Raw genomic sequence first — 14,834 nt, forward strand, 5'->3', positions numbered from 1 at the left:
GGTCGGGATCGGGTTGCAGGACAAGCTCGGTCGGAGCATCGAAATCGGTTGAAAATCCGGCCGCAATCCCTTGGCTAGCAAGATTATTGGCTGTTCCGCCGGAACATCGAGGAGATCGTGGTCGGCTCCGGCTTCTTGTCCTCCGCGACCGGCTGCGGCGATGGCGGCGGTGCGACGGCGCGCTTCGGCACGGCCCGCCGATGCGATGGCGCCGGCTTGGCTCCGGCGGGTGGCTCGTTGAGGGCCAGCCGCTGGCCGTCATAGATTGCCGTCTCGCAGGTCCGCTGCACCAGGTTGAGGCCCGCGCAGATCCTGGCGGCGGTGCCGGCGTCGTTCAGCGGTCCCGCCACCAGGCGCAACTGCATGCCGAGCCCGTTGCTGTTCTCCTTGATCACGATGATCGGCCGCAGCGCCGCCAGCGGCGCGTTCGCCTTCGACTTCAGCAGGCCGCGCCACAGCGCGCGCAGACCATTGACCGAATTGGCCGTGCCGAGATCGACGCCGAACTCGGTGCGGTGGATCTGTGCCTGCGGCGCATCGTCCTCGGAGTCCGGATCCGCTGTGATCACCAGCGGAGGGATTGGTGCGGCGGTGACATCGTTGGCGGTCGGCGGCTTGACCGCTTCGGTTGCCTTGTTCGCCGCAGGATCGAGCGATGCCAGGACCGGCTTGTCGGCAGGCGGCTTGTCCGCGATCGGCGCCGGCGCAGCGGGTGCATTCTCGGCGCTGGCCGCCGCGGCGCTCATCGGACTGGCGATCGATGCGGCGGAGGCGGAATTCGGCGACGAATTGTCGGAGGCTGGCGGCTTCTCCGCGGCGGCTTGCGGCTTGGCGGCCGCCGGTTTCTTGTCGGCCGTCACGGGCTTTTCGGCCGCCGCAACCGGCTTCTCGATCGGCCAAGTCGCCTTGCTGTCGCCGGCTGCGGGCAGCTTGTCGATCGCCGCCGGCTTGTCCAATGCGACCGGCGGCGTCGTTGCGACAGCGGCAACGGTTGGCGCGGAGGCGGCGGGGGGCGAACTGGCGGTTGCGGGCGAGGTGCCGGGCGCCGCTGCCAAGGGCGACGGTGCCGGCGGCTGCCTGGCGATCGCGCCGGTCACGGAGTCGAGACCCTGCTCCAGCGTGGTGACGCGCGAATACAGCCGGTCGTGGTCGCCGTTGAGCGTATCGATCGCGGACGCCAGCCGGCGCGTCTCGTTGTGGCTCTCCTTCGCCAGCGTCTGCAACTGCTGGGCCTGTCGTGCAAGGTCCGCGGCGGCGACCTGGTCGCGCCGCAGCGTCAGCGCCGACTGGTTGGCCATCACCGCGACGGTGACGGCGCCGACCGCGGCGACGCCCCACGAACCGAGCCGCCACAGCATGCGGCGATCCAGAGCTTCCTCCTCGGCCAAAAAGCCGGTGGTGCTCTCGGTGTCGAATTCCGCCGCCAGATTGTCGCGATCTTTGGCCAAAGCCCGCTTGGCCCTCCTCAAGGCCCGCCGAATCACGAGGCAAAGATTAACAGGAAATGGACCGGGAACTTGAATCCGGAGCGCCCCGGAGGCGAATCGGTTTCTTCTGCCGGGGAAAACAATTAAAGACGGCCTCGAAGAGAGCTTTGCGCAGCGAACTGCGCGCGACATCGAGGATTGCGAATGACTGCGCGAACGAGCCTGACAGTGGTGCTTGCGGCCGGTGAGGGCACGCGGATGCGCTCGTCGCTGCCGAAGGTGCTGCACCCCGTGGCCGGGCAGCCGCTGCTGGCGCACGTGCTCGATGCCGCCGCCTCCGGCGAGGGATCGCAGCTGGCGGTCGTGATCGGCCCGGATCATGAGGCGGTCGCCGCCGAGGCGCGCAGGGTGCGGCCCGACGCGCAGGCCTTCGTGCAGCGCGAACGGCTCGGCACCGCGCATGCGGTGCTGGCGGCGCGCGAGGCGATCGCCCGCGGCGCCGACGACCTCTTGATCGCATTCGGCGACACACCGCTGATCTCGGCCGAGACCTTTGCCCGTATGCGCGCGCCGCTGCGCGACGGCGCGGCGCTTGCGGTGCTCGGCTTTCATGCCGCCGACCCGGCCGGCTACGGCCGGCTGGTGGTCGAGAACGGCAAGCTGGTTGCGATCCGCGAGCAGGCCGATGCCAGCGCCGAAGAGCGCAAGATCACGCTGTGCAATGCCGGCGTGATGGCGTTCGACGGCAAGAAGGCGCTCGCGATCATCGAGAAGATCGGCAATGCCAACGCCAAGGGCGAATATTATCTGACCGATGCCGTCGGCATTGTCAGGGAACTCGGACTGGAGGCCGTCGTGATCGAGACCAGCGAAGATGAAGTGCGCGGCATCAACACCAAGACGCAGCTCGCCGAGGCCGAGGCCGTGATGCAGGCGCGGCTGCGCAAGCAGGCGCTCGAGGCCGGCGTGACCCTGATCGCCCCGGATACCGTCTATCTCGCCGCCGACACCAAATTCGGCAAGGACGTCACGATCGAGCCGTTCGTGGTGATCGGTCCCGGCGTGTCGATCGACGACGGCGCCGTGATCCATTCCTTCTCGCACATCACCCAGGCTACGCTCGGAAAGAAGGTGGAGCTCGGACCCTACGCGCGGCTGCGGCCCGGCACGTCGCTCGGCGACGGCGTGAAGATCGGCAATTTCGTCGAGACCAAGGGTTCGAGGCTGGAGGCCGGCGTCAAGGTCAACCATCTCTCCTATGTCGGCGACGCCCATGTCGGTGCCAATTCCAACCTCGGTGCCGGCACCATCACCTGCAACTATGACGGCTTCCTCAAGCACAAGACGCTGATCGGCGAGGGCGCCTTCATCGGCACCAATACGTCGCTGGTCGCGCCGGTCACGATCGGCAAGGGCGCCTATATCGGCTCGGGCTCGGTGATCACCAAGGATGTTCCTGACGATGCGATGGCGCTCGAGCGCAGCGAGCAGTCCATCCGCGAAGGCGGCGCCGCGCGCTACCGCACGGCGAAGCTGAAGGAAAAGGCCGCGAAGGGGAAGTGATCTTATCGCGACATATTTGCGAGCCTGTATCAACGATAAGGTGTCGTCCCGGCGAAAGCCGGGACCCATACTCCGCAGCGGAAGTTGGGGGCAGCACTCGTCGTTCCAGCATCGTGAAGCAATGACCATCGGTGGTTATGGGTCCCGGCTTTCGCCGGGACGACAGCCAATGTGTTGCGCGATCTGTGAGTCACATGTGCGCATCGGGCGGCGGGGTTCATGCCGCATTCTTCGCCTGGCGCGGCTCGTCGGTCTTCGGCTGGACCGGTCCGAGCAGGATACGCCGCTGCATCTCGTCAAAGGCGAGGTTTGCGTTCTTCTCCCGGGTCACCAGCGACAGCAGGATCGCGACCGCAAAGGATAGCGGCATGCTGATGATCGCCGGATTGCGCAGCGACACGAACCACCATTGATGCTCGACCGCGGCGAGCGGCTTGCCGAGAATGTCGACCTGGATGGTCGGGGACAGATAGATCAGCACCAGCGAGCTCAGCGTACCGACAAGGATGCTCGCCACGGCAGCAGGCGTCGTGAAGTGGCGCCAGGTGATGGCGAGCACGAGCGACGGGAAGTTGGCGGCGCAGGCGATCGAGAACGCAAGTCCCGCCATGAAGGCGACATTCTGGCCTTCGAACGCGATGCCCAGGCCGATGGCGAGGATGGAAATCAGAACAGTCGCGACCCGCGCGACCTTGAGCTGCTCGGCCTCCTGAGCGGTTCCGTTCCGGATCACGTTGGTCCAGACGTCGTGGCAGAGCGTGGCGACGCCCGACAGCGTCAGCCCCGCGACGACGGCGAGCATGGTCGCGAACGCGACCGCACAGATGAAGCCGAAGAACGCATTGCCGCCGACGGTGAGTGCGAGCAGGGGCGCTGCCATGTTGCCGCCGCCTCCGGCCTTGGCCACCGCCTCGGGGCCGACCAGCACCATGGCGCCAAAGCCGATGATGAAGACCATGAGATGAAAAACGCCGATCAGGCCGGTGGCATAGAGGATCGACAGCCGTGCGGCTTTGGAATCCTTCACCGTATAGGCCCGCATCAGCACATGCGGCATCGCGGCGGTTCCGAACATCAGGCCGAGCCCGAGCGAGATGGCATCCCATTGACCCGAGACCACCTTCGATCCCGGCTGCAGCACCTTGGTGCCGTATTTCTCGGACGCCGCGGCGAACAGCTTCAGCGGGTTCATGTCGAAATGGGTCAACACGAGGAAGGCGAGCAGGATGCCGCCGCCCATCAGCAGCACGGCCTTGACCACCTGCACCCAGGTCGTCGCCAACATGCCGCCGAACAGCACATAGACCAGCATCACACTGCCGACGACGATGACCGACCAGGTGTAGGGCAGGCCGAACAGCAGCTTGATCAGCGATCCTGTCGCGACCATCTGGGCGATCAGGTAGAACAGGATCACGGCAAGTGTACCGATGGCGCCGGCGAGGCGCACCGGGCGCTGGCGCAGGCGATAGGCCACGACGTCGGCGAAGGTGAAACGACCGACATTGCGCAATGGTTCGACGATCAGGAACAGAATGATCGGCCAGCCGACCAGCCACCCGATCGAATAGATCATGCCGTCGAAGCCATTCGAGGTGACGATGCCGGCAATTCCGAGCAGGGCCGCGGCGCTCAGGAAGTCTCCCGCGAGTGCCCAGCCGTTCTGCCACGGCGTGACCTGGCCACCGGCGGCAAAAAAGTGCTCGGTGGTGCGCGTGCGCCGCGCAGCCCAATAGGTGATCGCCAGCGTCAACGTCATGAAGGCGAAGAAGAACCCGATCGAAAGCGTGCTGCTGCCCATTTGCCCGTCCCCTTAGCGAAGCTCGCGAACGCCTGCGTCGAACACCCGGTTCGCCCACAGCACGTAGATCAGGCAGAGCACGAAGGAAGAGATGATGACGAGCGGGCCGAGCACGATACAAAGCGACAGGCCGGGCATCAGGATGGTGCCGAGCAGCGGCTTGTCGAACGCGAAAAGCCCCATGAAGCCGAAATAGATCGCGATCATCGCGACGCTCAGAACGAGCGCGACGGTCAGCCGCTTCTTGGCCAGTTGCTCGGCCGCTTTCTTGGCCGGTTTCTTGGCCAATGCGCCGCCGCTCTGCGCCGGATCGGCATTGCCGGGAATAACCACGTTCATATCGGCCCCCTCAAAACTTCAGCGCGCTCTGCTTGCGCCAATCGGACGAGCTTCAGCCGGGGTCTGACGGAAGGGAATTATGGATTTTTGCAATCTGCTGTGCGCGGCTGCGGCACGACATCGGCCAGCGTGACCTGCATGTCGGGATCCTGCTTCAGGGTATTTTTCAGGAAGGCGCGGACGGCGCGGATGCGCGGGGCGAATTGCAGGTCGCCATGGACGTTGAGCCAGACCTCGCGAACGGTGCCGGCGAGGGTGGGCAGCACGGGTATCAGGTCGGGCCGGTTCCTTGTGGCAAAGCTCGGAAGCATCACGATGCCGAGGCCGCCCGCCGCGGCGTTCATCTGCGCGATCATGCTGTTGGAGTGGAAGGCGATTTTCGGCTCTTCGATGACGTCGGCGAGCCAGCGCACCGAATCGACCTGGATCAGGTCCTCGATATAGGACACGAACCAATGATCCTGCAGGTCGCGCAGGCTTGCGGGCGTCCCATGATTGTCGAGATAGTCCTGGCTCGCGAATAGCCCGAGCCGAAACTTGCCGATGCGCTCCGAGATCAGGCCGGGACCAGGTGGCCGGAAGAAGGACACGAACAGATCGGCCTCGCGCTTATGGACGTAGACTGTCTGGGCGGACGTGACGAGTTCGACCGTGAGCTGTGGCGCGGTGCGTCGCAGCTTGGCAAAGCGTTGCGCCAGATAGAGCGAGGCGATCCCCTCCATGGTGGCGAGCCGCACGGTCCCGACGAGCTCCTGGGTGTCGCTGGCGCTGGCCTCCTCGCGAATGGCGATCACCGCGCTCTCGACCCGCTCGGCATGACGCAACAACCGCTCGCCGACCTCGTTCAGCTTGAGCCCGGTGCGGTGGCGTTCGAACACCGCAACCCCGAGGGAAGCTTCCATCTGGGCGATGCGACGGCTGACGGTGGAATGGTCGAGCCGCAGCCGCTTTGCTGTTTGGCTCAAATTCCCGGCGCGGGCGGCGCAGAGAAACACCCGCAGATCGTCCCAGTTGATCGTGTCGAACATGATCTGCCTCCAGGTTGCGGCCGTTGAGATTGCGGCCCTTGTCAGCAAAGCAATTCCCGTTCCAGCGCGTGGCGGTTCCGATCCTTCGCAACCGACCTTGCGACAATTCCCATGCACGCCGGCAAGGCAGGGATGATACCGCTTCGCTCCCCTCATCCTAGAGCCTTCCGTTCCGATTGGATCGGAACGGGGCTCCAGATTTGTTTTGACGCGTTTTCGTCACGCGAACCGGTATCCACTTCGCTGGAAAACGCCTAGCCGGGATTTTCGACATGCTCCCTCGTTTCAAGGCTGCTGCCGTCCACGTCGCACCCGTCTTCCTCGACAGCTGGGCGACCACCGAAAAGGCGATCGCCATCATTCGCGAGGCGGCCAGGGCCGGCGCCGAGCTGATCGCGTTTCCCGAGACCTACATTCCCGCCTTTCCGGTCTGGGCCGCGCTGTGGCCTCCGATCGACAACCACGATCTGTTCGTGCGCATGGCGGAGCAATCCGTGCTGGCGGACGGACCGGAAGTGGCGCGGCTGTGCGCCGAGGCGCGCGCCCTCGGCGTCACCGTCTCGATCGGCATCAGCGAGCGCTCGGCCGTCAGCGTCGGGGGGCTGTGGAACTCGAACCTGCTGATCGGCGAGACCGGTGAAATTCTCATCCATCACCGTAAGCTGGTTCCGACCTTCTATGAGAAGCTGGTGTGGTCGTCCGGGGATGGTGCGGGCCTTAAGGTCGCGGAGACGCGGCAGGGCCGGATCGGCGGATTGATTTGCGGCGAGAATACCAATCCATTGGCACGCTTCGCGCTGATGGCGCAGGGCGAGCAGGTGCACATTTCGAGCTGGCCGCCGATGTGGCCCACCCGGCGCCCGGCAGGCGGCGGCAATTTCGACAACGTGGCCGCCAACCGCATCCGGGCCAGCGCCCACTGCTTCGAAGCCAAGGTATTCGGGATCGTCACCGCCGGCTACATGGACCAGGCGATGCGTGCCTTCCTCATCGAACGCGATCGAACGATCGCCGACGTGATCGACCAGACACCACGTGCGGCGAGCTTCTTCGTCGATCCGACGGGCAGCGTCTTCGCCGATGCATTGCAGGACGAGGAGGGGATCGCCTATGCGGAGATCGACCTCAATCGATGCGTCGAGCCGAAACAGTTTCATGACGTGGTCGGCTACTACAACCGCTTCGACATCTTTGGCGTGACGGTCGACCGCAGCCGGTTGACCCCCGCACGATTCCGCGATGCAGAGCAGCCAATAGCGGATACGCAAGACGCGGCAATTCTGTCAGTCGATGCCGACGCCGGCTCGAACGGTCAGGGGCGCGACCGCCGGAGCTGACGAGGAGCTGGTGCTGCTCGTATAATCCTTCGTCCGCTTGCGTGACCCGATGTGGACATCGCAGTCCGGCATTCTCGATAGCCCGTAAACCTGCACCGTTGCCAACGCGGGAATGTATGGCTACGCTTTACCCTGGGTAGGCTGCCAAACGCTTCTTCGATCGGCCGGACGCTCATGCCAAAATTCCTTCGCATCGGAGTCCATCAGTCGAACGTTTCCGGATACACGTCGAAGGCATGGTGCATTCGACGGGCCGGCTCGACGGTTTTCCTGAAGTGGGGCGCCGTGCAGGTTGATGGCGCGGGCGACGGGCGAAAGGTCTACTGGACGTTTCCACCGCAGGAAAAAACCATTCGCTGCCGCACGGTGCAGCGCGCCCAGGACTACACCAAGGCCGCCATCGCGCGGCGACGCAGCCATCGCTATGAACCGCTGGCTGGAAATATCGCGAACCGGCGCCGAACCGCCGATCGGGACTCGCAGCTCAAGCAGGCGCTCGCCACCATCCTCTATGTCGATATCGTCCGATCCACTGAAAAGGCCGCGCGGCTCGGCGACACGCGCTGGGCGACGGTGATGAATCACTACTATGTCGCTGTGCGCAGGGAGCTGAAGGCCTTGCGGGGGAAGGAAGTCGTGACGACGGGGGACGGGGTGCTGGCGACATTCCGCGCGCCGGCAGCCGGGATCCGTTGTGCGACCGCAATCCGCGAGTCCGTGCGCACGCTGGGGCTGGAGATCAGGGTCGGACTGCACGCTGGCGAATACCAGGTGAGCGGGGCGGAGGTGATCGGTCTTGCGTTTCACATCGGCGCGCGCGTCGCAGCGAAAGCGCGGGCCGGCGAAGTGCTGGTCTCGAGCGCCGTCAAGGACCTGATGTCAAAGTCCGAAATCCGCTTCAAGGACCGCGGCGCGCACCAGCTCAAAGGTGTGCCGGAGCGATGGCGGCTCTACCGGGTTGAGCATTAGGGCGTCCGGCAAGGATCAACGTCGACGTTGCGATCAACGCCGACGCGACACGCTGATGGCTCGACGCGCTACAGCGCGATGATATCTGGTTGAGCCGCCGTCGCCGTTCAGACCATCGTCAAAGCATGATCCTTTCGGAAATCCGCATCGCACTTTCCCGGATCGTGCTCTAGCCCTTGCGGGTCGAGATGTTCTCTCGAATCCGTTCCAGCCAGCCGATGATGGCGCCGAGCGCCTGATCGCCCTTGCCGAGCAGTCCCGCCAGCTCGCGCTCGGCACTGCCTCGCCGCGTGGAATCGGGCTCGAGCAGTGGCGGAAGAATGTGGGCGTAGTAGGTCTTGTCGAGCAGCCGGTGCAGCAGGCGTTCGCCCGGGAACGGTTCGTTGTTGTTCAAGGCACGGGCGCCCTTCAGGATGGTCCGGATATCATATTGCGTGGGGCTGATGTCCGGCACCTGCTTGGCGAGTTTGAGCAGTGTGTACCCCGCGACCCGCGCGGTGCGGACAGAGCTGTCCATCGTGAAGATGATGTCGTTCGATGTTTCCACGAACTGGCCCATCAGGCCCAGATTGGTGCAGCCCGCGGGGACGGGATGCGGCCGGTCGCCCGCCGCGCGGGGCATGAACATCGCGGTGATGTAGGGCATCAAGGCGAGGCGGGCCTTGGTGTTCGCCACTACCGCATCCAGCTTGTCCTCGATGCCGAGGTGGTAGCAGAGCTCCGCCAGAATCTCGCGGCCGGTGCAGGCCGGCATCGGCTTCTTGACGTAGTTGCCCTCCTTGTCCATCAGCAATGCATAGACCCAGACCACCAGGACGTCCTTCGGCTGGGTCGGAAAGTGCGGCTGCCGGTTGCAGGTGAAGCTGAGCACCCAATTGGAGTCGGTGAAGGTGATGATCCCGCCGGTGACCGTCTTGCCGGAATAGGGATCGTTGACTGAAAGCTCCTTCAGCCGGTCGACGAAGGGCGACGGCTTGCAGGTGAGCGTGACCGACTCCCACATCGACTTGTCGACATTGCCGTAGAACTTCTCGGGCTTGCCGAAGATCGGCGATTTCTTCGCCAGGTTCGTCCACAGCGTCCAGTCGCTGGCCTCGCCCGGATCATGCTTGCCGCGCTGAAGAACCGGAGCGTGGTCCATGTCGCCATAGGCGGTGCCCTCGGTCATCGATCCCGTGAGCGCAAAGACCAGATCTTTCGGACCGACCGGAATGGTGGTGTCGGCGCCGCCCACCTTGGCGTGGATCGCGGTGACCGTGCGGGCATCGCCGTCGACCTTGATGTCGAGATCGTGGGCGCGGGTATCGAACTGCACCTTGACGCCGCGCTCGCGCAGATGCGTCACCAGCGGACGGACGAAGCTGTCGAACTGGTTGTATTTCGGAAATACCAGCGCCGACATGTCGCTCAGCCCGTCGATCGCATCGAGGAAGCGATGCATGTAGAGCTTCATTTCGAGCAGGCTCTGCCAGTTCTCGAAGGCGAACATCGAGCGCCAGAGGAACCAGAAGTTGGTCTCGAGGAAGCCCGGGCTGAAGTACTGCTCGATGGTGATGTCGTCGAGATCCTCCTTGCGCTTCAGCAGCAGGCGGATCAATTCCCATTGCTGCGGCTTCGACAGGCCGAGCGTCGAGAAGTCGCGGATCTGGCCGCGCTTGTGCATCAGCCGCGCCTTGGAGAAGTTCGGATCGTTGTCGTTGACGAGCCGGTATTCGTCGAGAACGCTGTAACCCTCGGGCAATTCCAGCGCCTGGACGTCCTGGAACATGTCCCAGAGATTGTCGTAGTTCCAGTTCATCTCGCGACCGCCGCGAATGATGTAGCCGTTCTCGGGATCACCGGCGCCGTCGAGCGAGCCGCCCTCGATGTGCATGGTGTCGAGAATGGTGATGTCGTCGCCCTTCATGCCGCCGTCGCGGATCATGTAGAAGGCCGCGGCCAGTCCCGCGATGCCGCTGCCGATGATCCAGGCCTTGCGGGCTTCGACCGGCTGATTCGACACGGGACGGTTGCGCATGTAAGCGCCCATCATGTCCGGCGGCGGCAGCGTGTTGTGGCTCCCGTTGTGCCAGTAGCGCCTGGACGCGTCGGTTTCGACCTCGAAGGTGGGCGTGCCGGAAGCTGCGACATCAGTCATTGGCGACCTTTCTGCGTGATTGGCTTTCGCGATCTCCGTGGGGCCGATGTTGGCAGTTCGCCATGTCATTTTCTGGCCCGGGCCCGGTTGCGGAGAAGATGCCGCGGCGCGACCGGCGATGCTTCGTTAAGGGAGGGTGTCGCGGAGCCGGCAAATTTTCAGTGATTTGGGGAGGTCGACCGGATCGCCGCGCACCGGTCCGGGATCGTAGGTGCGTCTCTACCGCGTGCCGAGGATACGCTGCCATGGCGTGCCGCCGAGTACCTTCTGGGAGCGCCGACGACGTCCGGCGTCGGCTGGCCTCGTCGAAAGGCGTTAATGACGTATTGATGTGGTTAACGACGTTTGCGGTCTGCGGTTTCATCGCTCTTAGGAGGCGACGAGGCAAAACACGTCATGCGCAAACATGCTGCGACCGCTTTGATTGGAGTCTTTTGCAGCCTCGTGACGTACTTCAGCGCCGCACGACTCTGCCAATGGGCCGAGACCAGACAGCTGGCGGTGCTGTCCCGGAAGACACACGACCAACCTGAGTTCGTTTCCTGGGGCGACGATCGGCTCAGCTTCGTGCTGCTGTTCGCGCTCTATCTGTTTTTCCTCAAGAACGGACTGCACGGCATGCTGGCTACGTGCCGCGACGTCTGGCGTGGCCGGGGATGGGAACCGTGAGCGCGCGGCTGATCGCTGGATTGATCAAGGTGCTGCTCGGAGGTCTTCTCACGGCCGGTCCGTCGCTCGTGTCGGTGGCACGGGGCGACGAAACTTCGAGCATCAATGTACGACGCGAGGCGCTTCGCGAATGGAGCAGTCTTGCCAATGGACGCACGGACTTTGAAGTTTTCGATCCGGCCCTGGTGCCAAGGATGCTTGCGCTTGCGGCCGAGCAATCCGGCTGCAAATACAGGGATGACATCGAGAAGTTGCCGGTTCGCTTCATGAAAGTGGCCGGGCACCGTCTCGCGCTGATGTTCTGTCGCTTTTCCGTGACCGGATCGCATCGCGCGTTCGATCTTTCCGACGTCAGCAGACCAAAGCCAATGGAGTTTCCGTACGTCGCGCTGAACGGCTTCGGTACGACGGACACTCCGGGTTTCATCACATGGAGGGAGGAGGCCGGCTTGTTTCAGGCCGAAACCGGATCGGACCTGTGTCCCAGCCGACACCTGCGGCATGTCTATCGGCTGGACGTGACCAACCGCGAAAGCTTTGTCGTGGTTCGCGTCGAGGTCAGCGCGCCTGCGTGCGGCGCGGGTCAAGAATGGACCACGATTTGGGAGGCGAAACCGTGGCCAGCGCCGGCGGGTCCCCGCTGACGCGCTCTTGCCAAAATGGTTAGCCCCGATTAACCAGCCTTTCGCATCAACCTTGCCGTTTAAGACTGTCGCAATCGGCAATAATTATTGAGTATCTTGCGGCCGGCGATTCCCGTTAAGGGACCGTGTCGCCGCTTTGGCAAATTTTCGGCGATTTTTGGGGACATTGAACCGCATGTGCGGCATCGTCGGCATTCTTGGACGCGCTCCGGTCGCGGAGCAATTGGTGGATTCGCTCAAGCGGCTGGAATATCGCGGCTATGATTCCGCGGGTGTCGCCACGCTGGAGAATGGCGGCCTGGCGCGGCGCCGCGCCGAGGGCAAGCTGAAGAACCTCGAAGCCCGGCTCGAGGCCAAGCCGCTCGGCGGCCACACCGGCATCGGCCACACCCGCTGGGCCACCCACGGCCGGCCGACCGAGAACAACGCACATCCGCACGCCACCGAGCGCGTCGCCGTGGTGCATAACGGCATCATCGAGAATTTCCGCGAGCTGCGCGAGGAACTCGAGGCCAAGGGCGCGACGTTCTCGACCGAGACCGACACCGAGGTCGTGGTGCATCTGGTCGACAACCTGCTGAAGGGCGGCGTCAAGCCAATCGAGGCGGTGAGGGCGGTGCTGTCGCAGCTGCGCGGCGCGTTCGCGCTCGGCTTCATCTTCGCCGGCGAGGACGACCTGATGATCGGCGCGCGCAACGGCCCGCCGCTTGCGGTCGGCCATGGCGAGGGCGAGATGTATCTCGGCTCCGACGCGATCGCGCTCGGGCCGTTCACCGACACGATCAGCTATCTCGAGGACGGCGACTGGGTGGTGCTGAACCGCAAGGGCGCCACGATCTTCGACAAGGACAACGCCATCGTCCACCGCGAGGCGATCAAGCACACGACGGCGACCGCGCTGGTCGACAAGGCGAACTACCGCCACTTCATGGCGAAGGAGATCCACGAGCAGCCGGAAGTAGTCGGGCACACGCTCGCGCGCTACGTCGACATGGCGACCGAGCGCGTCACCATGCCGGTGAAACTGCCGTTCGACTTCAAGGATATCCAGCGCATCTCGATCACGGCCTGCGGCACCGCGAGCTATGCCGGCTTCGTCGCGAAATACTGGCTGGAGCGGCTGGCGCGGCTGCCGGTCGAGCTCGATGTCGCCTCCGAATTCCGCTATCGCGAGGCGCCGCTGCGCAAGGGCGACCTTGCGATCTTCATCTCGCAGTCGGGCGAGACCGCCGACACGCTGGCGGCGCTGCGCTACGCCAAGGCGCAGGGCGCGCACACGCTGTCAGTCGTCAACGTTCCGACCTCGACGATCGCGCGCGAGAGCGAGACCGTGCTGCAGACGCTCGCCGGCCCCGAGATCGGCGTCGCCTCGACCAAGGCGTTCACCTGCCAGCTGATGGTGCTGGCCTCGCTCGCGGTCGCCGCCGGCAAGGCGCGCGGCGAGCTGTCCGATGCCGACGAGGCCAAGCTGGTGCATGGCCTGGTCGAGATCCCGCGCCTGATGTCGGAAGCGCTGACCACCGAAGTGCAGATCGAGAAGCTGGCGCGCGAGATCTCGAAGTCGCGCGACGTGCTCTATCTCGGCCGCGGCACCAGCTATCCGCTGGCGCTGGAAGGCGCGCTGAAGCTGAAGGAAATCTCCTACATCCACGCCGAGGGCTATGCCGCCGGCGAGCTCAAGCACGGGCCGATCGCGCTGATCGACGAGCACATGCCTGTCGTGGTGATCGCGCCGTACGACAAGGTGTTCGAGAAGACCGTCTCCAACATGCAGGAGGTCGCCGCCCGCGGCGGCAAGATCATCCTGATGACCGACGCCAAGGGCGCGGCGGAAGCGACCATCCAGTCGCTGGTGACGATCGTGATGCCGGACATGGGGGCGACCTTCGCGCCGATCGTCTACGCCGTTCCGGTGCAGCTGCTCGCCTATCATACCGCTGTCGTGATGGGCACCGACGTCGATCAGCCCCGGAATCTGGCCAAATCGGTCACGGTCGAATAGTCGCAAGCCGCGGCTTCACGCGGCCCTTCAAAAAGCTGCTAGAATGGCTTAGCTGGGTGATGACTACGGCCCCTCCGACGCCGCTTCGACGACCTTGGAACCGCAATGACCTCCAACCAAGTGCCTCCCGCCTCGACCGGTGAATCACCCCCGGATGCCCCGCGCGGGCTGATGGCGCGGTTTCGCAACTATTTCCTCACCGGCCTCGTGGTGGCCGGTCCGGTTGCGATCACCCTGTATCTGACCTGGTGGTTCGTGAACTGGGTCGACAATCTGGTCCGCCCGTTCGTGCCCACGGCCTACCGGCCGGAAACCTATCTGCCGTTCGGACTGCCGGGTTCCGGCCTGATCGTCGCGGTCATCGCGCTGACGCTGCTCGGCTTCCTCACCGCCAACCTGATCGGGCGAACCCTGGTCGATCTCGGCGAACGGCTGCTTGGCCGCATCCCTGCGGTGCGCGCGATCTATCGCGGCCTGAAGCAGGTGTTCGAGACGCTGTTCTCCGGCAACGGCTCGAGCTTTCGCCGCGTCGGCCTGGTCGAGTTTCCGTCGCCCGGCATGTGGTCGATCGTGCTGATCTCGCAGGCGCCGAGCACCGAGCTCGCCGCCAGCTTCCCCGGAGAGGAAGAGCACATCTCGGTATTCCTGCCGTGCGCGCCGAACCCGACCACCGGCTTCTTCTTCTATGTGCCGAAGAGCAAGATCATCGAGATCGAGATGAGCACCGAGGATGCCGCGACGCTGATCATGTCGGCCGGCGTGGTGCAGCCCGGCGCCAACGATCAGAAGCGCGCCGCGGCGCTCGCCGGCATGGCCAATGCCGCGCGCATCGCCAGCCAGGCCTCGACCAACCAGGCCTCGCTGCAGCCTGCCACACAGCCCGCGCCGGCGAAGGTGGAGTAGGCAAGCGCCACTCCA

12 protein-coding genes are annotated in these 14,834 nt (G+C 64.5%); 7 read left to right on the top strand and 5 right to left on the bottom strand.

Going from position 1 to position 14,834, the window contains the following annotated elements:
* Positions 1-83: 83 nt before the first annotated feature.
* The gene (locus ACE10X_RS21940) at positions 84-1,448 is read right to left on the bottom strand and encodes a hypothetical protein (RefSeq protein WP_304555451.1); all 1,365 of its coding nucleotides are present in this window, start codon (positions 1,446-1,448) and stop codon (positions 84-86) included.
* 183 nt (positions 1,449-1,631) lie between these two features.
* Between ACE10X_RS21940 and glmU the strand changes: the two genes are divergently transcribed.
* A complete protein-coding gene (glmU, locus tag ACE10X_RS21945; RefSeq protein ID WP_038386303.1) occupies positions 1,632-2,990 on the top strand; it encodes a bifunctional UDP-N-acetylglucosamine diphosphorylase/glucosamine-1-phosphate N-acetyltransferase GlmU in 1,359 nt (452 codons plus the stop codon).
* Between the two features lie 217 nt (positions 2,991-3,207).
* Here the strand turns inward: glmU and ACE10X_RS21950 are convergent, their stop codons facing one another.
* The 3 genes from ACE10X_RS21950 to ACE10X_RS21960 all read right to left on the bottom strand — a co-directional run bounded on the left by ACE10X_RS21950 (position 3,208) and on the right by ACE10X_RS21960 (position 6,158).
* Positions 3,208-4,791 carry a cation acetate symporter gene (locus tag ACE10X_RS21950; RefSeq protein ID WP_375764561.1) on the bottom strand — a complete coding sequence of 528 codons (1,584 nt, stop codon included), beginning with the start codon at positions 4,789-4,791 and terminating at the stop codon, positions 3,208-3,210.
* Positions 4,792-4,803: 12 nt separating this feature from the next.
* Entirely contained in the window at positions 4,804-5,130 is a 327-nt protein-coding gene (locus tag ACE10X_RS21955; protein ID WP_080583430.1) for a DUF485 domain-containing protein, read from the bottom strand.
* A 77-nt stretch (positions 5,131-5,207) separates the two neighbouring features.
* Complete coding sequence (locus ACE10X_RS21960; RefSeq protein ID WP_038386304.1) at positions 5,208-6,158, bottom strand: LysR family transcriptional regulator; 951 nt, start codon at positions 6,156-6,158, stop codon at positions 5,208-5,210.
* 272 nt (positions 6,159-6,430) lie between these two features.
* Between ACE10X_RS21960 and ACE10X_RS21965 the strand changes: the two genes are divergently transcribed.
* Both ACE10X_RS21965 and ACE10X_RS21970 read left to right on the top strand, forming a co-directional pair.
* Positions 6,431-7,495, top strand: a complete 1,065-nt coding sequence (locus tag ACE10X_RS21965; RefSeq protein ID WP_038386305.1) for a carbon-nitrogen hydrolase family protein — start codon at positions 6,431-6,433, stop codon at positions 7,493-7,495.
* Between the two features lie 174 nt (positions 7,496-7,669).
* Complete coding sequence (locus ACE10X_RS21970; RefSeq protein ID WP_038376465.1) at positions 7,670-8,464, top strand: adenylate/guanylate cyclase domain-containing protein; 795 nt, start codon at positions 7,670-7,672, stop codon at positions 8,462-8,464.
* A 169-nt stretch (positions 8,465-8,633) separates the two neighbouring features.
* Here ACE10X_RS21970 and ACE10X_RS21975 read toward each other — a convergent pair whose 3' ends face one another.
* Positions 8,634-10,601, bottom strand: coding sequence for an oleate hydratase (locus ACE10X_RS21975; protein ID WP_038386306.1), 1,968 nt, complete (start codon positions 10,599-10,601; stop codon positions 8,634-8,636).
* Positions 10,602-10,997: 396 nt separating this feature from the next.
* On the opposite strand from ACE10X_RS21975, the gene ACE10X_RS21980 reads away from it, so the two are divergent.
* From ACE10X_RS21980 to ACE10X_RS21995, 4 genes are all read left to right on the top strand, one after another.
* Positions 10,998-11,270: a hypothetical protein gene (locus ACE10X_RS21980; protein WP_038386307.1), complete on the top strand. Its 273-nt coding sequence runs from the start codon at positions 10,998-11,000 to the stop codon at positions 11,268-11,270.
* The gene (locus ACE10X_RS21985; RefSeq protein ID WP_157788042.1) at positions 11,267-11,914 is read left to right on the top strand and encodes a hypothetical protein; all 648 of its coding nucleotides are present in this window, start codon (positions 11,267-11,269) and stop codon (positions 11,912-11,914) included. The genes ACE10X_RS21980 and ACE10X_RS21985 overlap by 4 nt, the downstream gene beginning before the upstream one ends.
* A 175-nt stretch (positions 11,915-12,089) precedes the next feature.
* Complete coding sequence (gene glmS / locus ACE10X_RS21990) at positions 12,090-13,916, top strand: glutamine--fructose-6-phosphate transaminase (isomerizing) (RefSeq protein WP_375762841.1); 1,827 nt, start codon at positions 12,090-12,092, stop codon at positions 13,914-13,916.
* A gap of 105 nt (positions 13,917-14,021) precedes the next feature.
* Positions 14,022-14,819, top strand: coding sequence for a DUF502 domain-containing protein (locus ACE10X_RS21995; RefSeq protein ID WP_038386312.1), 798 nt, complete (start codon positions 14,022-14,024; stop codon positions 14,817-14,819).
* Positions 14,820-14,834 lie beyond the last annotated feature (15 nt).

This window comes from Bradyrhizobium sp. Pha-3, from assembly GCF_042258325.1.
GTDB classification, from domain to species: domain Bacteria; phylum Pseudomonadota; class Alphaproteobacteria; order Rhizobiales; family Xanthobacteraceae; genus Bradyrhizobium; species Bradyrhizobium elkanii.